The organism is Micromonospora sp. R311 (assembly GCF_056780015.1).
The window spans coordinates 38,465-55,975 of record NZ_JBSWCE010000023.1 but is presented as its reverse complement, the minus strand read 5'-3'; the positions used below and the strand labels follow the sequence as shown (position 1 = coordinate 55,975).

The 17,511-nt window shown below is 73.9% G+C and carries 19 protein-coding genes; 14 read left to right on the top strand and 5 right to left on the bottom strand.

Annotated features, from left to right (window positions below; all coding sequences use genetic code 11):
• Positions 1-124: 124 nt before the first annotated feature.
• The 4 genes from AC1WTP_RS20245 (at position 125) to AC1WTP_RS20230 (ending at position 2,805) form a co-directional block, all read left to right on the top strand.
• The gene (locus AC1WTP_RS20245; protein WP_481650826.1) at positions 125-886 is read left to right on the top strand and encodes a FadR/GntR family transcriptional regulator; all 762 of its coding nucleotides are present in this window, start codon (positions 125-127) and stop codon (positions 884-886) included.
• 220 nt (positions 887-1,106) lie between these two features.
• Positions 1,107-1,892 (top strand): hypothetical protein, encoded by a 786-nt coding sequence (locus tag AC1WTP_RS20240; RefSeq protein ID WP_481650825.1) that lies wholly within the window; start codon positions 1,107-1,109, stop codon positions 1,890-1,892.
• Positions 1,889-2,275, top strand: a complete 387-nt coding sequence (locus AC1WTP_RS20235) for a VOC family protein (protein WP_481650824.1) — start codon at positions 1,889-1,891, stop codon at positions 2,273-2,275. Before AC1WTP_RS20240 ends, AC1WTP_RS20235 begins: the two co-directional genes overlap by 4 nt.
• 101 nt (positions 2,276-2,376) lie before the next feature.
• Positions 2,377-2,805 (top strand): PPOX class F420-dependent oxidoreductase, encoded by a 429-nt coding sequence (locus tag AC1WTP_RS20230; protein ID WP_481650823.1) that lies wholly within the window; start codon positions 2,377-2,379, stop codon positions 2,803-2,805.
• Positions 2,806-2,880: 75 nt separating this feature from the next.
• Here AC1WTP_RS20230 and AC1WTP_RS20225 read toward each other — a convergent pair whose 3' ends face one another.
• From AC1WTP_RS20225 to AC1WTP_RS20210, 4 genes are all read right to left on the bottom strand, one after another.
• A complete protein-coding gene (locus AC1WTP_RS20225) occupies positions 2,881-3,672 on the bottom strand; it encodes a maleylpyruvate isomerase family mycothiol-dependent enzyme (protein WP_481650822.1) in 792 nt (263 codons plus the stop codon).
• Between the two features lie 9 nt (positions 3,673-3,681).
• Positions 3,682-4,965 carry an MFS transporter gene (locus tag AC1WTP_RS20220; protein ID WP_481650821.1) on the bottom strand — a complete coding sequence of 428 codons (1,284 nt, stop codon included), beginning with the start codon at positions 4,963-4,965 and terminating at the stop codon, positions 3,682-3,684.
• Between the two features lie 195 nt (positions 4,966-5,160).
• A complete protein-coding gene (locus AC1WTP_RS20215; protein ID WP_481650820.1) occupies positions 5,161-6,108 on the bottom strand; it encodes a membrane protein in 948 nt (315 codons plus the stop codon).
• A gap of 96 nt (positions 6,109-6,204) precedes the next feature.
• A complete protein-coding gene (locus AC1WTP_RS20210) occupies positions 6,205-7,056 on the bottom strand; it encodes a hypothetical protein (protein WP_481650819.1) in 852 nt (283 codons plus the stop codon).
• Between the two features lie 349 nt (positions 7,057-7,405).
• Here AC1WTP_RS20210 and AC1WTP_RS20205 point away from each other — a divergent pair, with 349 nt between their 5' ends.
• Positions 7,406-8,938: a sensor histidine kinase gene (locus AC1WTP_RS20205; protein ID WP_481650818.1), complete on the top strand. Its 1,533-nt coding sequence runs from the start codon at positions 7,406-7,408 to the stop codon at positions 8,936-8,938.
• Between the two features lie 30 nt (positions 8,939-8,968).
• On the opposite strand, the gene AC1WTP_RS20200 is transcribed toward AC1WTP_RS20205, so the two are convergent.
• On the bottom strand, positions 8,969-9,829 hold the full coding sequence (locus AC1WTP_RS20200) for an SPFH domain-containing protein (protein WP_481650817.1): 861 nt from the start codon (positions 9,827-9,829) through the stop codon (positions 8,969-8,971).
• Positions 9,830-9,983: 154 nt separating this feature from the next.
• On the opposite strand from AC1WTP_RS20200, the gene AC1WTP_RS20195 reads away from it, so the two are divergent.
• The 9 genes from AC1WTP_RS20195 (at position 9,984) to AC1WTP_RS20155 (ending at position 17,473) form a co-directional block, all read left to right on the top strand.
• Positions 9,984-10,388: a YbaB/EbfC family nucleoid-associated protein gene (locus AC1WTP_RS20195; protein WP_481650816.1), complete on the top strand. Its 405-nt coding sequence runs from the start codon at positions 9,984-9,986 to the stop codon at positions 10,386-10,388.
• Complete coding sequence (locus AC1WTP_RS20190; protein WP_481650815.1) at positions 10,375-10,695, top strand: type VII secretion target; 321 nt, start codon at positions 10,375-10,377, stop codon at positions 10,693-10,695. Before AC1WTP_RS20195 ends, AC1WTP_RS20190 begins: the two co-directional genes overlap by 14 nt.
• 53 nt (positions 10,696-10,748) lie before the next feature.
• Positions 10,749-11,834 carry a WXG100 family type VII secretion target gene (locus tag AC1WTP_RS20185; protein WP_481650814.1) on the top strand — a complete coding sequence of 362 codons (1,086 nt, stop codon included), beginning with the start codon at positions 10,749-10,751 and terminating at the stop codon, positions 11,832-11,834.
• 10 nt (positions 11,835-11,844) lie between these two features.
• The gene (locus AC1WTP_RS20180; protein WP_481650813.1) at positions 11,845-12,036 is read left to right on the top strand and encodes a DUF4926 domain-containing protein; all 192 of its coding nucleotides are present in this window, start codon (positions 11,845-11,847) and stop codon (positions 12,034-12,036) included.
• 264 nt (positions 12,037-12,300) lie between these two features.
• Complete coding sequence (locus AC1WTP_RS20175; RefSeq protein WP_481650812.1) at positions 12,301-12,993, top strand: RraA family protein; 693 nt, start codon at positions 12,301-12,303, stop codon at positions 12,991-12,993.
• Between the two features lie 191 nt (positions 12,994-13,184).
• Positions 13,185-14,318 carry a peptidoglycan recognition protein family protein gene (locus tag AC1WTP_RS20170; protein WP_481650811.1) on the top strand — a complete coding sequence of 378 codons (1,134 nt, stop codon included), beginning with the start codon at positions 13,185-13,187 and terminating at the stop codon, positions 14,316-14,318.
• Between the two features lie 128 nt (positions 14,319-14,446).
• A complete protein-coding gene (locus AC1WTP_RS20165; RefSeq protein WP_481650810.1) occupies positions 14,447-14,860 on the top strand; it encodes a VOC family protein in 414 nt (137 codons plus the stop codon).
• Between the two features lie 232 nt (positions 14,861-15,092).
• Positions 15,093-16,172, top strand: coding sequence for an endonuclease/exonuclease/phosphatase family protein (locus AC1WTP_RS20160; RefSeq protein WP_481650809.1), 1,080 nt, complete (start codon positions 15,093-15,095; stop codon positions 16,170-16,172).
• 80 nt (positions 16,173-16,252) lie between these two features.
• Positions 16,253-17,473, top strand: coding sequence for a PP2C family protein-serine/threonine phosphatase (locus AC1WTP_RS20155; protein ID WP_481650808.1), 1,221 nt, complete (start codon positions 16,253-16,255; stop codon positions 17,471-17,473).
• Positions 17,474-17,511: the final 38 nt, after the last annotated feature.

Genomic DNA, 17,511 nt, shown 5'->3' with positions numbered 1-17,511 from the left:
CTTCTGTCCCGGTCGCGGCCCGGAGTGGGCGCTACCTCGGTGTTTACATCCGCTTAACGTCGGGATGCTAGGCCGAAAAAGCGGACTTATTCAAGAGGTTGATCCAACTGATATGATCCGTGGCGTGGAACGGTACTCCTCCGGGGGCGCAGCCGCCCAGAACGCCCCTGCTGAGGCCGGGCTGCACGCACGTGTCCTCGACCACCTCGGCACGGCCATCTGCGGCGGCGATCCGGCGCCCGGGGCGGTCCTCAACATCGACGAGCTCGTCGAGCGCTACGCGGTGTCCCGCTCGGTGATCCGCGAGGTGCTGCGGGTCCTCGCCTCGATCGGTTTCATCGAGACCCGCCGCCGGGTCGGGGTGATGATCCGCCCGGCGCACGACTGGAACGTCTTCGACCCGCAGGTGATCCGCTGGCGGCTCGCCTCGGCCGGCCGGATCACCCAGCTCCGGTCGATCACCGAGCTGCGCACCGCCGTCGAGCCGCACGCCGCCTGGCTGGCCGCCGCCCGGGCCGGTCACGACGAGGCGAGCGATCTCGTCGGGCTCGCGGCGAAGATGTGGGCCGCCGGCAAGGCCGGCGACGAGGAGCGGTTCCTGCGCCTCGACATCGAATTCCACCGACAGGTCCTGGTTGCGTCCGGCAACGAGATGTTCGTCCGGTTGCAGGACCTGATCGCGGAGGTGCTCACCGGCCGGCACAAGCACCACCTCATGCCGCACCACCCCAGCGACGAGGCCCTCCAGCTGCACGCCGACGTCGCCCAGGCGATCCAGCGGCACGACGGCGAGCGCGCCCGGCGAGCGATGGTGCAGCTCATGGAGCAGGCGTTCGACGAGATGAAGTCGATCTGGGAGCAGAGCGCCGAGCCGGACGCGTCCTGACCCCCACCGCTTCCGCGCGCCCTTCCCCGAACTCCCCCCGGCCGGCGTATGCTGGTGGCGGCGCCGTCCCGCGCCCCACCTCCTTTCCGGTGCTCACGCCGCCGGCGTCGCGGAGGCAAAGGGAACCAGGTGTTCTCGGGATGCCGTGCCACATGCCTTCTCCGGCGCGGTCGACGGGAGCGTGAGTCCCTGCGGCCGTGCCGTTGACAGGGAGCATGTGATGACGCACCAGCGCACCTTCAAGTCCCGGGTCCGCACCCGGATGGCCAAGACCGGCGAGAGCTACACCACCGCCCGCCGGCAACTGCTCGCCCGCGCCCAGACCCCCGAGACCGAGCCCGCCACCGCGGCCGGGCCGACCGCACCGGCCGAGCCCGCCGCGCCGGTCACCGACCCGGCCGGCCAGCCGCCGGCGCCGACCTCCGCCCCGACCGCCGGGGGCACCGCGGAGCAGACCGAGCGGATCTCCGACGCGCTGCTCGGCGAACGCACCGGCCGCGGCTGGGCGCAGTGGTTCGCCCTGCTCGACGACTGGGGCGGCACCGGGCGCACGCACACCGAGATCGCCCGCTGGCTGGTCACCACCCACGAGGTGCCCGGCTGGTGGGCGCAGACGATCACCGTCGGGTACGAGCAGGCGCGCGGCCTGCGGGCACCCGGCCAGCGGCGCGGCGGCGGGTTCTCGGCCAACGGCTCGCGCACCGTCGCGGTGCCCGTGCGGCGGCTCTTCGATGCCTTCGCCGACGACACCCTGCGCCGACAGTGGCTGCCCGACCCGGTCTCGGTCCGCACCGCCACCGCGCCGAAGACGTTCCGCGCGGACTGGGCGGACGGGTCGACCCGGATCGTCGTCGGCTTCGCCGCGGTGGGCGAGTCGAAGTCCCGGGTGGCGGTGCAGCACGAGAAGCTGGCCGGCGCGGAGCAGGCCGCGCGGTTGAAGGCGTACTGGCGGGAGCGGCTGGCCGCGCTCAAGCAGCTCCTCGAGTCGGACGGAGACCCGCGATGACGACGACCTTCATCAACCTGCCGGTACGCGACCTGGCCATCGCCACCGAGTTCTTCCGGACCGTCGGGTTCACCTCCGGCGACCTGTCGCCGGACGGCGGCAGCATCCAGCTCGTCCTCACCGACACGACGCACCTGATGCTGCACACCATGAGCGCCTTCGCCGGTTACACCGGCGTCGGCGTCCCGGACACGGCGACCGCCCGGGAGGTGATCGTCGGCCTCGCCCTGGACAGCCGGGAGGAGGTCGACGACCTGATCGGCCGCGCCGTGGCGGCCGGGGCCGAGCCGCTCGGCGAGGCGCAGGAACAGGACGGGCTCTACATGCGCGGCTTCCGCGACCTCGACGGCCACCAGTGGTCGTTCCTGCACGTCACCGGCTGACCGGCGGATCCGGCGGCGGTCCACCGACCGCCGCCGGGCCGGTCCGCGGCGGGCAGGCCGCACCCGGCGCGTCCGTCGGGAAGATCGACCAGAATGGCCCCATGGCCCAGAAGATGACCGACGAACAGTGGCGGGCGTTCGTCAGCCACGGCACCCGGACGGGCAAGCTCGCCACCGTACGGGCCGACGGCTCACCCCACGTGGTACCGGTCTGGTTCGTGCTGGACGGCGACGATCTCGTCTTCAACACCGGAGCGACCAGCGTGAAGGGGCGCAACCTGCGGCGCGATCCGCGGGCGGCGCTGACGGTCGACGAGGAGCACCGGCCGTACGCCTTCGTCTCCGTGCGCGGGCGGGTCACCGTGAGCGAGGACGTCGACGAGATGCTTCCCTGGTCGATCCGGATCGCCGCCCGCTACATGGGCGGCGACCGTGCCGAGGAGTACGGCCGCCGCAACGCGGTGGCCGGTGAGCTGCTGGTGCGGCTCCGGGTGGAGCAGGTGGTGGCGTTCACCGGCGTCGCGGACTGACCCGACGCCGGCGTCGCCGGTGACCGGCCCTCGGCGGGGGGCGCTCGCACCTCTCCGCCGAGGGCCGGTCGGCGGTCACCCGAAGGCGACCGCCGCCAACCAGCGGTCGAGCAGCTCACCGTCGCCGAGCACCTCGACGCCCCCACCCCGGGGTGACCGGCGCCGGTAGACGATCAGCAGCAGCTCGGTGAGCGGGCCGCGGACCGCGACGGCGGCCTTCTCGTGGGCGCGGCGCCAGGCGATGACATCGCCGGTGAGGTCGACCAGCCACTCCGCGGCGCTGTCGGGGGCGGCGTCGGTGGCGTGCAGGTGCACGGTGCGGCCGGGGCCGAGCAGCTCCCGCCGCTGCGGGTAGAGGTCGACCATCACCGGCAGCGAGCCGAGCTCCAGCCACTCGTCGAGGGCGTCGACCGCCACCGCCTCGGCGGCGGCGAACGGCACGCCGAGCGCCAGCGCCGCGTCCGCCCGGTGCAGCAGGGTCTCGTGGCAGAACCGCCGGGCGTAGAAGGACGCCGAAACGGTGCCCGGGACCGGCGTCCACACCCGGGCGTGCGGCCCGGCCGCGCGCAGGGTGTCGGCCAGCCGGGTCGCGCCCTCGGCCAGCCAGGGGCCGAGCACGGCCGGATCCTCGTCGGGGTAGCCGGTGAGGTCGCGCAGGGCGTCGTCGGGCAGCGGACCGGCCGCGCGGGTGCGGACGATCTCCTCGGCCCAGCGGTGACCGTGGCCGAGGTGCCGCGCCAGTTGCCCGACCGTCCAGCCGGGACAGGACGGCACCGGCGCGCGCAGGTCGGCGCCGGCCAGGTGCGATCGCAGCAGGCCGGTCTGGGTCAGGATCCCGTCGGCCCAGCTGTCGTACGTCGACGTCACCCGGCCACCCTAGGCCGCACCACCGACGTCGTCGGCGCCCACCGGTTGGCGCGTCGCCCGCCGGGCCCATCGTCGCCGGCCCCCGCCGGCCGCCAGCGGCAGCGCGACGAGCAGGTACGCCGCCGCGGCCACCGCGAAGGCCACCGCGTTTCCGGCGGCCGTGGCGACCAGGCCGTAGCCGGCGTAGACCACGATGATCGTCAGGTCGGTGCCCATCCCGGCCAGCGAGGTGACGGTGGCCCGGCCGGGTCCGGTGATCCGCGCCTGCAACCGCGCCTCGGCCAGCACGCTGGCCAGTTGGAAGCCGCAGAACGCCAACCCGACCAGGACGAAGCCGACCGGCCGGCCGAGCAGCGCCCCGACGGCCAGGGCCAGGGCGGCCAGCGCCAGCAGGGCGGCGTAGCCGCGCCGGGTGAGCCGCTCCCCGGCCGGGGCGAGCAGCCCGCCGACGCTCACCCCGACCCAGGTCAGCAGGAGCAGCAACGGCACGGTCTCGGCGGCGACGCCGGTGTCCCGGGCCAGCAGCGGGGTGTACTCGTCCAGCGCGCCCCACACTGCGGTGACCGCGGCGACCAGCAGCACCGCCGCGCGGACCGCCGGATCGGCGTGCGCCTCGGCCAGCCCGGCGCGCAGGCTGGCCCACCAGCCCAGGTCGGCCTCCGCCGGCTCCGGCGCGCCGGCCGGATCGGCGGAGCCGGTCGCGGCGGCGCGGTGTTCCGGGAACCGGGTGGCGACGGCGGCGGCGAGCAGGCAGGCCAGCACGCTGGCCGCGCCGACCGCCGGATAACCGCCGGCGGCGAGCACCGGGGCGGCCAGCACGATCGAGGCGAGCACGGCGAGCGTCTCGGCCGTCCGCGCCCGGCCGATGATCCGGGCGTACCGGCCGGCCGCGCCGCAGCGGTCGAGTTCGGTGAAGACCAGCGCCTCCAGCGCCCCGGAGGCCAGGGCACCGCCGGCGCCCCAGAGCACGAAGCCGACGGCGAAGGCCGGATAGGACGGGACCAGCACCCAGAGGGCGAAGGCGGCCGCGCTGACCAGCGGCGCGAGGCAGAGCAGCAGCCGCCGGGAGACCGCGTCGGCCCAGGCGCCGGAGGGCACCTCCAGCAGGATGCTGCTGGCCGACCAGATCACGAACAGCGAGCTGATCTGCCAGACGGAGAGGCCGGTGTCGCTGAACAGCAGCGCGTACACCGGGTAGAGCAGGACGAGTTCACCGAGAAACGCGTACCCGTAGAGGGTGGCCGCCAGCCGGCGGACACGCGGGTCGGGCACGCGTGCGGAGATGGGGGTCATGAGGCCTTCCCGGAGGGACGAAACGGACGCCGGACGTACGGCGACCGCGGCGGCCCACGGCAGTGGCCTCTAGTGGTGCATCAACATCGCCAGGTCATGCGGCGATGGTAGACGGGCCGACCCGGCTCGGTCACGCCTTTCCCCGGACACGCGCCGGGGTGGGGCCCCAACGGGCCCCACCCCGGCGGCGGTGTGTCAGCGCCGGTCGCGGTCCACCGGCGGGATGACCATGGTGGCCTCGGCGTCGTCGCCGCTCGGCTGCGCCGGGATGGTGGCGCCACGCGGAGTGGGCTGGGTCGCGTCCGGGTCGGTGTGCACCGGCGCGGCCGGGCCGGAGTGGCCGGACGGGGCGGGCACCACCTGGGTGGCCTCCGGGTCGGCGCCGACCACCTGGGTCGGCTCCGCGCCGGCGCCCGCCCCGGCCAGCCCGGCCTCGGTGTCGCGGCGGCCGGCCTGGTACGCGCGGGCGTGCGTGGCGATCAGCTGGGACTCCTGCTCGGCGCGGGCGAGCCAGGACTCCCACCGGCTCTGCATCGGCCGGACCAGCCCGCCGCCGACGCCGACGACGAGGATGCCGCCGGCGGTGGCCAGCACCGCGATCAGCACCGGGGTGGTCACCGCGGTGGCCACGCCGATCTGGTTGAGCGCGGCGATGACGCCCAGGCCGAGGATGAACACCGAGGCGATGGTGGCCAGGATCCGGCCGTACGACAGGCCGCCGAGGGCGCCGCCGATGATGTCCTTGACCGCGTTGGCGATCGCCGCGGCGACCACCACGATGACGATCGCGACGAAGGCGCGGGGCAGCCACGCGATGACCCCGGCGATGAGGTCCGAGATGGGGTTGGGGCCCCAGATCCCGAACGCGAGCTGCAGGGTCACCAGCAGCACCGCGTAGTAGGCGAGCTTGGCGACGATGTCGCTGGCGTCGTACCGGGACCGGGCCAACGCCCGCCGGATGCCGCCGCGCTCGACGGCCCGGTCGAAGCCGACCCGTTCCAGCACCTTGTCCACGATCTTCAGCACCGCCTTGGCGATCAGCCAGCCGACCACCAGGATGGCCAGGAAGGCGACCGCCTTGGGCAGAAATAGCATCACCGAGCGGAGGGCGTCTCCCACCGCGTCACCGAAGTTGTCTCGCATCGGAAATCCTCCACAGGGGGCACCGGTTCGTCCGGGCCGACCTACCCCGTGGGGATCCGGCGGAAACCCGGACCCGGCGGCACCGCGGGCGGGAGGTCAACCGCGGCAGTCGTACGCCACCTCGGTCTGTGCCTGTACCGGCGCCGGGGAGGTGATGTTGACGGTGGCGGTCTGCCGGGTGCTGCCGACCCCGCTGAACGTCCATTCCAGGGTCAGGTCGACGCTGCGCTGCCCCCGGCCGACGCGCTCGGTCAGCACGCTGCTCGGCGGACTGCCGGAACGCAGCCACTGGTACTCGATGACCCCGCCCCGGCCGTTGGTGCGCACGGTCGCGACCACCTCGACGGTGACGTCGCACCGGTCGCCGGCCGGCTCGGGCACCGTGACGTTCACCCCGCTGATCTCCAGCGGGCTGATCCGCTGCCACAGGTACACCCCGACGGCGACGAGCAGCGCCACGGTGAGCAGGGCGGACAGCACCGAGGTGACCGTCCGCCAGAACGGTCGCCGCCGCGCCGGGGGCGTCGGCCAGGCCGGCGCGGCCGGGGGCGTCGCCGGGACGCCCGGCCCGAACCGCACCTCCGCGCCCCGCGGCGCGGCGGCCGTGCGGTGCCCGCCGCCGCCCGCGGTGTGCGCGCCGTAGACCGTGCCCGTCCCGGCCGCGGTGGTACGCCCGGTGTCGGCTGCGCCCACGGTCGGCCTCGCTCCGCCCGGCCCCGCTGTCGGCTGCGCGCCGCCCAGCCGGACCGTCTGCTCCCCCACGCCGAGGTGCACCGTGGACTCCCCCACGCCCGGGTCGACCGTCGGCTGCGGCGGACCCGGCTGGACGGTCGGCTCGACCGGATCCGGGCGGGGCGTGGGCCGGGCGGGGGTGAGCCGCACGGTGGGCTCGGCCGGGGGCGGGGCGGGGCGGCCCGACGCGTCGTCGTGCAGGACGCGGGTGGGCACCGCCTCGGTCGGGTCGTTCTGTAGTCAGGGGGCGCCACGCCGGTCATTGTGGCCGGACGTGCGGGACGGGCCGTCGGCGCAACGGCTGCCTCCGCCGCCCCGGACGTCCGCCCGGTCGGCCCCGGACGGGTCGGGACCGCCGGGTGACGGCGTACCCGGCGGGGTGCTGGCATGGTCGATCGCGGACACACGCCCCCACAGGTAGCAGCACCCGGCAAGCCCCGCCGCCGGCGTCACGCCCACCGCGCCGGGCCCGGCCGACTCGGTTAATGTGCAGGCCGTGAGCGGCAGCGGAACGGTCCCGGCGCCGGGCGGCCGGCGGAAGACGACCCGGTGGTGGCTCAGTGTCATGTTGCTGACCATGGCCGCCCTCGTCGTGCTCGGCGGGGCGGTGGGCGCGGCCGCCCTGGCGCACACCGCGACCGTCTCCGACCGGCTGGCCGACCGGATCGCCCCGGCCCGGACGGCCGTGGGGCAGCTCGACAACGAGCTGGCGAGCCAGGGGGCGGCCGTGCACGCGTACGCCCTCGTCGGCGAGGAGCGCCTGCTCGCCCCGTACCGGCGGAGCGTGGCGGCCGAACACGCGACCGCGCTGCGGCTGCGCGGCCTGCTCGCCGACGAGCCGGCGGCGCTGCGCGACCTGGAGCGGGCCGGCGGACTCGCCGACCGGTGGCGCGACGACGTCGCCGAGCAGCTGATCCGGGGCCGGCAGGCCGGCGCGACCCCGGCGGAGCTGGCGGCGGTGGCGACCCGCGGGTCGGCCGCCTTCGACGCGGCCCGGGCGGAGCTGACCGGCCTGGAGGGGCGGCTGGACCGGATCCGGGACGCCGGCCGGGCGGACCTCGACCGGGCCCGCGCCCTGCGGGACCTCACCTTCGTGGCGATCCTCGCCGCGCTGCTGCTGACCAGCGTCATCAGCTCGGTGCTGGTGCGGATGACGGTGCTGCGGCCGCTGGAGCGGCTCGGTGTCTCGGTACGGCAGGTGGCCGGCGGCGACTTCGGCCACCGGCTGCGCCCGCAGGGGCCGGCCGACATCGCCCGGCTCACCGACGATGTGGAGACGATGCGGCAGCGGATGGTGGACGCGCTGGAGCGCAGCCAGCACGACCGGGACGCCCTGGAGCAGCAGGCCGCCGAGCTGCGCCGGTCCAACGAGGACCTGGAGCAGTTCGCCTACGTCGCCTCGCACGACCTGCAGGAGCCGCTGCGCAAGGTCGCCTCGTTCTGCCAGATGCTGCAGCGCCGCTACGCCAGCCAGCTGGACGACCGGGCCCAGCAGTACATCGGGTTCGCGGTCGACGGGGCCACCCGGATGCAGGAGCTGATCAACGACCTGCTGACGTTCTCCCGGATCGGCCGGGTCTACGGCGACCTGCGCGAGGTGGACCTGGGCGAGGTGTTCGGGCAGGCGGAGGCGAACCTGTCCCACGCGGTCGAGGAGGCCGGCGCGGAGATCACCCGCGACCCGCTGCCCACCGTGCAGGGCGACCCGACGCTGCTGACCATGCTGTGGCAGAACCTGCTCGGCAACGCGGTCAAGTTCCGCAGCCCGGAGCGGGCGTCGCGGATCCGGGTGACGGTGACCGACACCCCGGACGGCTGGTCGTTCACGGTCGAGGACAACGGCATCGGCATCGACCCCCGGTATGCCGAGAAGATCTTCGTCATCTTCCAGCGGCTGCACCCGCGCGGCTCGTACCCGGGCACCGGGATCGGCCTGGCGGTCTGCAAGAAGATCGTGGAGTACCACGGCGGCACGCTGGGCCTGGACGAGACGTACACCGGCGGCGCGCGGTTCCGGTTCACGCTGCCCCGCCCGCCGGCGCCCGCCGTGCCGGAACAGTCGGGCGAGCCGGCGGCGGAATCGGCGGTCCCGGCCTGAGTGGCGCGGCCGGGCCCCGGCCCACCGCGATCAGCCGGGGGGCGAGTCGCGCTCGGGCTCGGCCGCCGCCGTGACGTTCCCGGTGACCGGCCCGAGATCCGGCACGCCCGGCCCGCTCCGCTCCGGCCCGGTACGGGCGAACTGGTCGAAGAAGCGCAGCAGCTCGACCGGGAACGGCATCACCAGGGTGCTGTTCTTCTCCGCCGCCACGTCCACCACCGTCTGCAGCAGGCGCAGCTGGTACGCCCCGGGCGTGGCCGCCATCGCCCGGGAGGCGTCGGCGAGCCGGCGGGACGCCTGGAACTCGCCGTCGGCGGCGATCACCCGGGCACGGCGCTCGCGCTCCGCCTCGGCCTGGCGGGACATCGACCGCTTCATCCCCTCGGGCAGCGCCACGTCCTTGACCTCGACCCGCTCGATCAGCAGCCCCCACGGCTCTTGGGTGGGCTCGTCAATGACCGCCTTGAGCTCGGCGTTGACCTTCGCCCGGTCGCCGAGCACGGTGTCCAGGTCGGCCTTGCCGATCACCGACCGCAGCGCGGTTTGCGCCACCTGTTGCACGGCCGACGGGTAGTTGTGCACGTTGACCAGCGCCTTCACCGGGTCGACCACCCGGTAGTAGACGACCGCGTCGACCGTGAGCGTCACGTTGTCGTGGGTGATGGCGCCCTGCGCCGGCACGTCCATCACCACGGTCTGCATGCTGACCCGCACCATCCGGTCGGCAACCGGAACGATCACGCGCAGACCCGGCTCCCGGACACGGTCGAGCACCCGGCCGAAGCGGAAGACCACACCCCGCTGGTACTGCTGCACCAGCCGGATACTCAGCGTCCCGAGCAGCGCCAGCAGCGCGAGCACGATCACCACGCCGACCACCGTGGCCTCCATGGCACCTCCGATCCCGGCGGCCACGGCCGCCGCCCGGGACGCCGGATACCCGTTGCGCAGGCGAACACGCCTGCCCGCCGTCACGGGGCGGCACGGATCGACTTCGGTTGGTAACGTGACGCGGGCTCGCACCGGCGGGACGGGGAGGCTCGGGGTGTGGACGGATGACGCGGCGCTGGACGCCGTACGACGGCGGGTCGACGACTGGGAGTCCGCCATCACCGACCGGGCGGCGCGCACCGCCGCGCTGACCCGGGACCTGACGGCGCTCACCGCGACCGCGCGCAGTGCCGACGGCGCGGTCGAGGCCACCGTCGACGCCGCCGGCGCTCTGGTCGACCTGCGGCTCGACGAACGGGTGCGCGGGCAGTCGGCCGCGCGGACCGCCGAGCAGGTGCTGGCGACCGCCCGCGCGGCGCAGGCGGAGCTGGTCCGCCGGGCGGTCGCGGCGACGGAGGCGGCGCTCGGTGCGGACGACGCCACGGCACGCGCCGTGGTCGAGTCGTACGCCCGCCGGCTGCGCCGGCCCGACGACGGAGGCGCCGGTGCCACCCGGTGAGGGCGTCCGGGTCCGGCCGGAGGACCTCGACGTGCACGCCGGGCACCTCGACGCCGTCGCCGACGCGGTCGACCTCGCCGCCGGGGCGGGTCGCTCCGTGCGACTCGGCGGCGACGCGTACGGGCAGCTCTGCGCGCTGATGCCGGTGCTGGTCGACCAGGTGCAACGGGTGCTGGTCGACGGCGTCGACGGCGCCGCCGGCTCGGTGCGGGACACCGCCGGTCGGCTGCGGACCGCCGCCGACCGTTACCGGGGCGCCGACGCCCGGGCGCAGGCCGCGCTGGACGGGCTGCGCGGGCGGCGGTGACCGGCAACCCACTCGTCGCCGCCCCCGTCGACAGCACCAGCCCGTGGAGCGGGGTGTGGATCGCCGAGGACATCGAGCTGATCGGGCAGGGCATCCGCGACGGCAACTGGATCGACGGCAGCCTCGGCGTGATCGGTGCCGGCCTCGACGCGCTGGCCTTCGTCTCCGACCCGGTGGGCTCGCTGCTGCAGTACGGCATCGCCTGGATCATCGAACACGTCCGCCCGCTGACCGAGGCGCTCGACTGGCTGGCCGGCGACCCGACGCAGATCGCCGCCCACGCGCAGACCTGCCGCAACGTCGCCGGGTCGCTGCGTACCGAGGCGGAGGCGCTCACCCGGGCGGTCCGGCTGGACCTCGCCGAGTGGGGCGGGGCCGCCGGCGCCGCGTACCGGTCGTGGGCGGCCGAGCAGCAGGGCGCGCTCGTCGGCCTGAGCCGGGCCGCCGACACCATGGCCGCACTCACCGAGGGCGCCGGCTGCCTGATCGCCGCCGTGCGGCTCATGGTCCGCGACGCCATCGCGCTCTGCGTCTCCCGCCTCGTCGTGTACGCGGCCGAGGAGGCCCTCAGTCTCGGGCTGGCCACGCCCCTCGTGGTGGAACAGGTCGTCACGACCGTGGCCGCATTCGCGGCGAGGATCGCCCGGTGGCTGCGCGGGCTGCTGGCCAGCCTCCGGCGGCTGATCCCCGAGGCGCGCCGCCTCACCGAACTGATCGACCTCCTGAGACGACACCTGCAACGACGTGGCAGGCCGAAGGATCCCGAGCCGTCATCGGGCGGGCAGGGCCCTCACGTTCCTCGTGACCCGAACACACCGAACTTCAGTCATCCGGAGATCGATTCTCGGAAGATCACAAACTATGCGATGAACCCCGACCACCCGGTCGGAAGGAACAAGTACCGGGTGATCAAATCGGCTACCGGATTGGACGTCGGCGATGCGGACCTCATCGAAAGCCAGATCCGGAACGGCGTCCGTGATGGCACGCCGATGCCGGGCAAGGCCGATCAGTACGGACAGCGATGGTCTGTCGACCTTCCGCTTACGGGGCCCAACGGCACTATCATCGTCCGAACCGCCTGGCTGCTCGAAGAGGCTTCGGCCACGCCTCGACTCGTCACTATCTCGTTCCCATGAGGATCTCAACGTGGACCTGTACGACCTTGTCGAGCTGACGACCGACCTGCCCGAGGAGCGGATTCCCGCGGGGTCGGTCGGCACGATCGTGCACGTCTTCCAGCGGCCGGAACTCGCCTATGAGGTGGAGTTCGCCGATGACGACGGCAGGACGCTCGCGACGGTCGCGCTGACACCGGACAAGCTCCGGCCATCTCGATAGCCTCGCGAAGCGATTGGGGTGTGGAGACCCCTTGCCCGCCCTCGCCGTCGTGGATCTGCACGTGGCGCTGTCTGTACGCGATGCGCTGTCAACTGTCCTCTGTGCTGGGCGCGTGCCGGCGCCCGCCGCGGTGATCGCCGAGTGCCGCAACCGGAGCACGTCGCGGCCGGGCGCGGGCCAGCCGATCGGGATTGGACCTGGTTGGCCCGCCGGTCGGCGTCCCTACGATGGCGGCCCACGGTCCAGAGTCACCCGGAGGACGCCATGGTGGAGCACATCGCCGACCTGCCCACGCCGCTGCTCGCCGACGCCTGCGTACGGCTGGACGTGCCGCTGCGGGCGGCGCCCGTGGGTGTCCGGCCGGTCGTGTCGGGTCAGCGGGTGGCCGGCCGGGTGCTGCCGGTACGGCACCACGGCAGCGTGGACGTGTTCCTGGAGGCGTTCGGCTCCGCCGCGCCGGGCGACGTGCTGGTGATCGACAACGGCGGCCGGACGGACGAGGCGTGCGTCGGTGACCTGGCGGTGCTGGAGGCCGCGTCGGCCGGGGTCGCCGGCCTGGTGGTGTGGGGGTTGCACCGGGACACCGCGGAGCTGGTGGAGATCGGCCTGCCGGTGTTCAGCTACGGCAGCTGCCCGCTCGGGCCGACCCGGCTGGACGGTCGCGACCCGGAGACGCTGACCAGCGCGCGGATCGGCCCGCACCTGGTCGCCGTCGACGACCTGGTCTGCGCCGACGACGACGGGGTGCTCTTCCTGCCCGCCGCCCGCGCCGGGGAGATCGCGGCGACCGCGACGCGGATCCGGCGGACCGAACGGACCCAGGCCGCCCGGATCCGCGCCGGCGAGACGCTGCGCCAGCAGACCGCGTTCGACGAGTACCTGGCCCGGCGCGACGAGGATCCCTCCTACACGTTCCGGCGGCACCTGCGCCGGGTCGGCGGCGCGATCGAGGAGTGAGGCGCGCGGCCGACGTACGGCCGGGGCGCCCCAGGTGTCGTCGGTCCAGGGCGGACGGTGCCGGCGACACCGGCGGTGATTGACCTCTAGCGCGGGCCGGAGTGTTGGCAATATCCTCCACACGACGCGCGGCCTCTGGAGCTACTTTTCACCCGCTCCGCCCTTCCCCCGTCGGCCGCAGAGGAGATGCCATGCACGTCGACCATTCCGAACTGGACCGTCGCACCCTGTTGCGGGCCGGTCTCGGCGCCGCCACCGTGGCGGTCGTCGGGAGCGAACTCGCCTTCCCGGCGGCCGCGCAGGCCGACCCGGGCGCGGACCTGGACTGGATCTACAGCTGCGACGAGTGGGGGGCGCGCCCGCCGGCCGACCCGCTGTCGGTCAGCGCCATCCCCACCAACAAGATCATCGTGCACCACATGGCGTTCCCGAACGTCACCGACTACTCCGAGGCGCAGGCGATCAAGCTCGCCCGCGACTGCCAGAACCTGCACATGGACGGCAACGGCTGGTCCGACACCGGCCAGCACTTCACCATCAGCCGGGGCGGCTACGTCCTGGAGGGCCGGCGCGGCAGCCTGGAGCGCCTCCAGGCCGGCGACCGGCAGATGATCTCGGCGCACTGCCCGGGCGAGAACGGCCGGGCCATCGGCATCGAGAACGAGGGCACCTACGTCACCGAGACGCCGCCGGAGGCTCTGCTCGACTCGCTGGTCAAACTCTGCACCACGATCTGCCGGCAGTACGGCCTCAAGGCCCACGACATCTTCGGTCACTGGGACTTCCGCACCACGCTGTGCCCGGGCGCGGCGTTCTACCGGCAGTTCCCGATGTTGCGCCGGCGGGTCTTCCGGGAGCTCGGCACCGACCTCGCGGACGTGCCGGCCCGCCGCTGGCCGGACCTCTGGCGGTTCGTCGGCTCGCCGTCGGTGCGGGTGGTGCAGTACCTGCTGGCCCACCGCGGCTACACCGTGCCGGTGAACAGCGTCTTCGACGCGGCGACCGTGGCGGCCGTGCAGGACTGGCAGTTCCGCAACGACATCCCGGTCGACGTGGACGCCACCCTCACCACCCAGACCTGGGAGACCCTGGCGCCGGAGCTGGACAAGGACGCCAGCGGCATCCCGGTCAGCGCGGTGCAGTTCATGCTGAACTTCAAGGGGTGGGCCGAGGTCGCCGTCACCGGCGAGTACGACTACGCGACCAAGAAGGCGGTCAAGGAGCTCCAGTCCCTGCACAACCTGCCCGAGGACGGCAAGCTCACCACCAGCACCTGGTGCGTACTCGTCGGCGGCTCGGTCCGCCAGTCGTACCGGAAGGCCTGACGACGCCGGCCCGCGGTGGGGGTGGCCGGGCCACCCCCACCGCCTCCGGGTGAGCGATGGGCGAGTCTCGTTGTCCGGCACCGGGCCGTCTGCGACGATGGCCCCTGGTCAGGACCAAGGAGGGTGCCGTGACGTCGCGACTCAACCCGTACCTCAGCTTCGACGGCAACGCCCGCGAGGCGATGGAGTTCTACCAGCAGGTCTTCGGCGGGGACCTGACGCTGAGCACCTTCGCGGAGTTCGGCACCGACGATCCGACGCTGGCCGACAAGGTCATGCACGGCATGCTGGAGACGCCGGCCGGGTACACCGTGATGGCCTCGGACACCGCCCCCGGCATGGAGCACGTCCCCGGCAACAACGTCTCGGTGAGCGTCAGCGGCGACGACGCCAACGAGCTGCGCGGCTACTGGGACAAGCTCTGCGTCGGCGGCACGGTGAGCGTCCCGCTGGAGAAGCAGATGTGGGGCGACGAGTTCGGCATGTGCGTGGACCGGTTCGGCATCGGGTGGTTGGTGAACATCAACCAGCCCCAGGGCTGACCGACCGCGCCGTCCGCCGCCGGGGCGGTGCCGCACCTCGGTGGGCGCCAGCGGCTACCGGACGTTGCGATGGTCCGCTGCGCCACACTCTGGGCGACCTCCGCCGGTTACCGCCTGCCGCGGGACGATTCCGCAGACCCGGCCGATCGGGCGTATCCGAGAGGGCCCTCCTGGCGCTACCGTACGGCAGGCTTCCGCTACGCGGATCTCCGGCGAGGAGAGGACCGGCGAGATGGACGTTTCGGCACGCCTGCACCGACTGACCCGGCTGCTCACCGCCGCCGCGTTGGTGGCAGCCGGCCTGAGCCTGGTCGCCCCGCCCGCCCAGGCGCAACCGGGCGCCAAGATCACGGTGATGACCCGGAACCTCTACCTCGGCGGCGATCTCACCCCGTCGATGACCGCGCCGAGCCTGCCGGCGTTCCTGGCCGCCAACGCGGCCCTGCTCAGTCACGTCGACCTGGTCGACTTCCCGGCCCGGGCGAAGCTGATCGCGGCGGAGATCCGCGAGCACGGGCCCGACCTGGTCGGCCTGCAGGAGGTGGCGCTCTGGCGGACCGGCCCGTTCGGCGACCCGGCACCCGCCACCACCGTCCGCTACGACTACCTCACGCTGCTGATGGCCGAGCTGAACGCCGCCGGCCACCGCTACGACGTGGCCGTGGTGCAGGACGAGGCGGACCTGGAGGCACCGGCCGGGGCACCGCACACTGTGGACGCCCGACTCACCATGCGGGACGTCATGCTGGTCCGCCACGGCGGCCGGGTGAAGGTGACCGGGACGTCCTCGGGGAACTTCGGCAACAACATGGTGACCCGGCTACCGGCCACCGGCGGCAGCGTGACCAGCACCCGGGGCTGGACGGCGGTGGACGTGGTGCACGGCCGGCGCGCCTTCCGCGTGGTGAACACCCACCTGGAGGCGTTCCACCCCGGCGTCCGGGTGCTGCAGGCCGAGGAACTGCTGCGCGGACCGCTGGCCGTCCCGGGCCGGGTGGTCCTGATCGGCGACCTCAACACCGGGCCCGAACTGCCGGTGCCGGCGAACCGGCTCGCGTACTTCACGCTGGTCGCCGGCGGTCTGGTCGACACCTGGCCGATCCTGCACCCCGGCGACCCGGGCTACACCGCGGGCCTGGGCGACGACCTGACCGAGCCGGCCGACGACGTCGAGCACCGGATCGACATGGTGCTGGTCCGCGGCCCGGTGGTGCCGGTGGCCAGCGAGGTCTTCGGCACCGACCGGCGGACGCCGGAGGGCCGCTGGGCCTCCGACCACCTGGGGCACGTGGCGGTGCTCGCCCTGCCGTGAACCCGCCCGCCGGGCCCTCGCGGCTCCCGGCGCAGCAGGTCAGAGGCGTCGCCGTAATGCCGCGAGACTAGGATCCTTTCGTGGTCGACACAGGGCTCATCCGGGACGACGAGCGGCTGCGCCGCATCGAGGCGGTGACGGACGCAACGCTGTCCCGGCTCGACGTCGCCGACCTGTTCGACGAACTGCTCGAGCGAGTCCGGGACCTGCTGGGCGTCGACACCGCCGCGATCCTGCTGCTGGACGCGCACGCGCGGCAGCTGGTGGCCACCGCGGCCAAGGGGCTGGAGGAGGAGGTCCGGCAGGGTTTCCGGGTCTCCATCGGCCGGGGGTTCGCCGGCCGGATCGCGCTGACCCAGCGGCCCGTGCGGATCGCGGATGTCACCCCGGCCGAGGTGGTCAACCCGATCCTGCTGGAGATCGGGCTGCGGTCCCTGCTCGGCGTGCCGATGTTCGCCCGGGGTCAGCTCATCGGCGTGCTGCACGTGGGGACGCTGGAACCGCGCAGCTTCACCGACGACGACGTACGCCTGCTGGAGCTGGTCGCCGACCGGGCCAGCCTGGCCAGCCTGGCCCGCTCCGACAACCTGGACCACAACGCCGCCCTCGCCCTGCAACGCAGCCTGCTGCCCACCCGGCTGCCCGAGGTGCCGGGGCTCGAGATGGCCGCCCGGTACGTGCCCGGCCACGTCGCCGGCATCGGCGGCGACTGGTACGACGTGTTCACCCTCCCGTCGGGCTGGCTCGGACTGGTCATCGGCGACGTGTCGGGCCACGGGCTGCAGTCCGCGGTGGTGATGGGCCGGGTCCGCAGCGCGCTGCGCGCGTACGCGCTGGTCTGCGACGAGCCGGCGGAGGCGCTGACCCTCCTCGACCGCAAGGTCAGCCACTTCGAGGCGGGCAGCCTGACCACGGCGCTCTACGGGATGATCTCCCCTGACCGGTCGACCATCCACCTCTCCGTGGCCGGGCACCTACTGCCCGTACTCGCCGCTCCCGATGTGCCGGCCACCCTGGTGACGGCGCACGTCGACCCCCCGCTGGGCACCGGCCGGCGGCCGCCGCCCCGCCAGCAGACCGCGGTGCGGCTGCCGCCCGGCGCCGTGCTGGTCTGCTACACCGACGGGCTGGTGGAGCGGCGCGGCGAGGTGATCGACGCCGGGGTCGAGCAGCTGATCGGTGCGGTCCGGCCGGCGCCGGCCGAGGAGGTGTGCGCCACCATCATGAGCAGCTTCGGCGTCGAGCGCCCCACCGACGACATCGCCGTGCTGGTTGTCCGCCGCCACCCGAGCGGCGGCTGACCCGGGCACGCCGGGCCGTTTGACCGGCCGCGATCCCG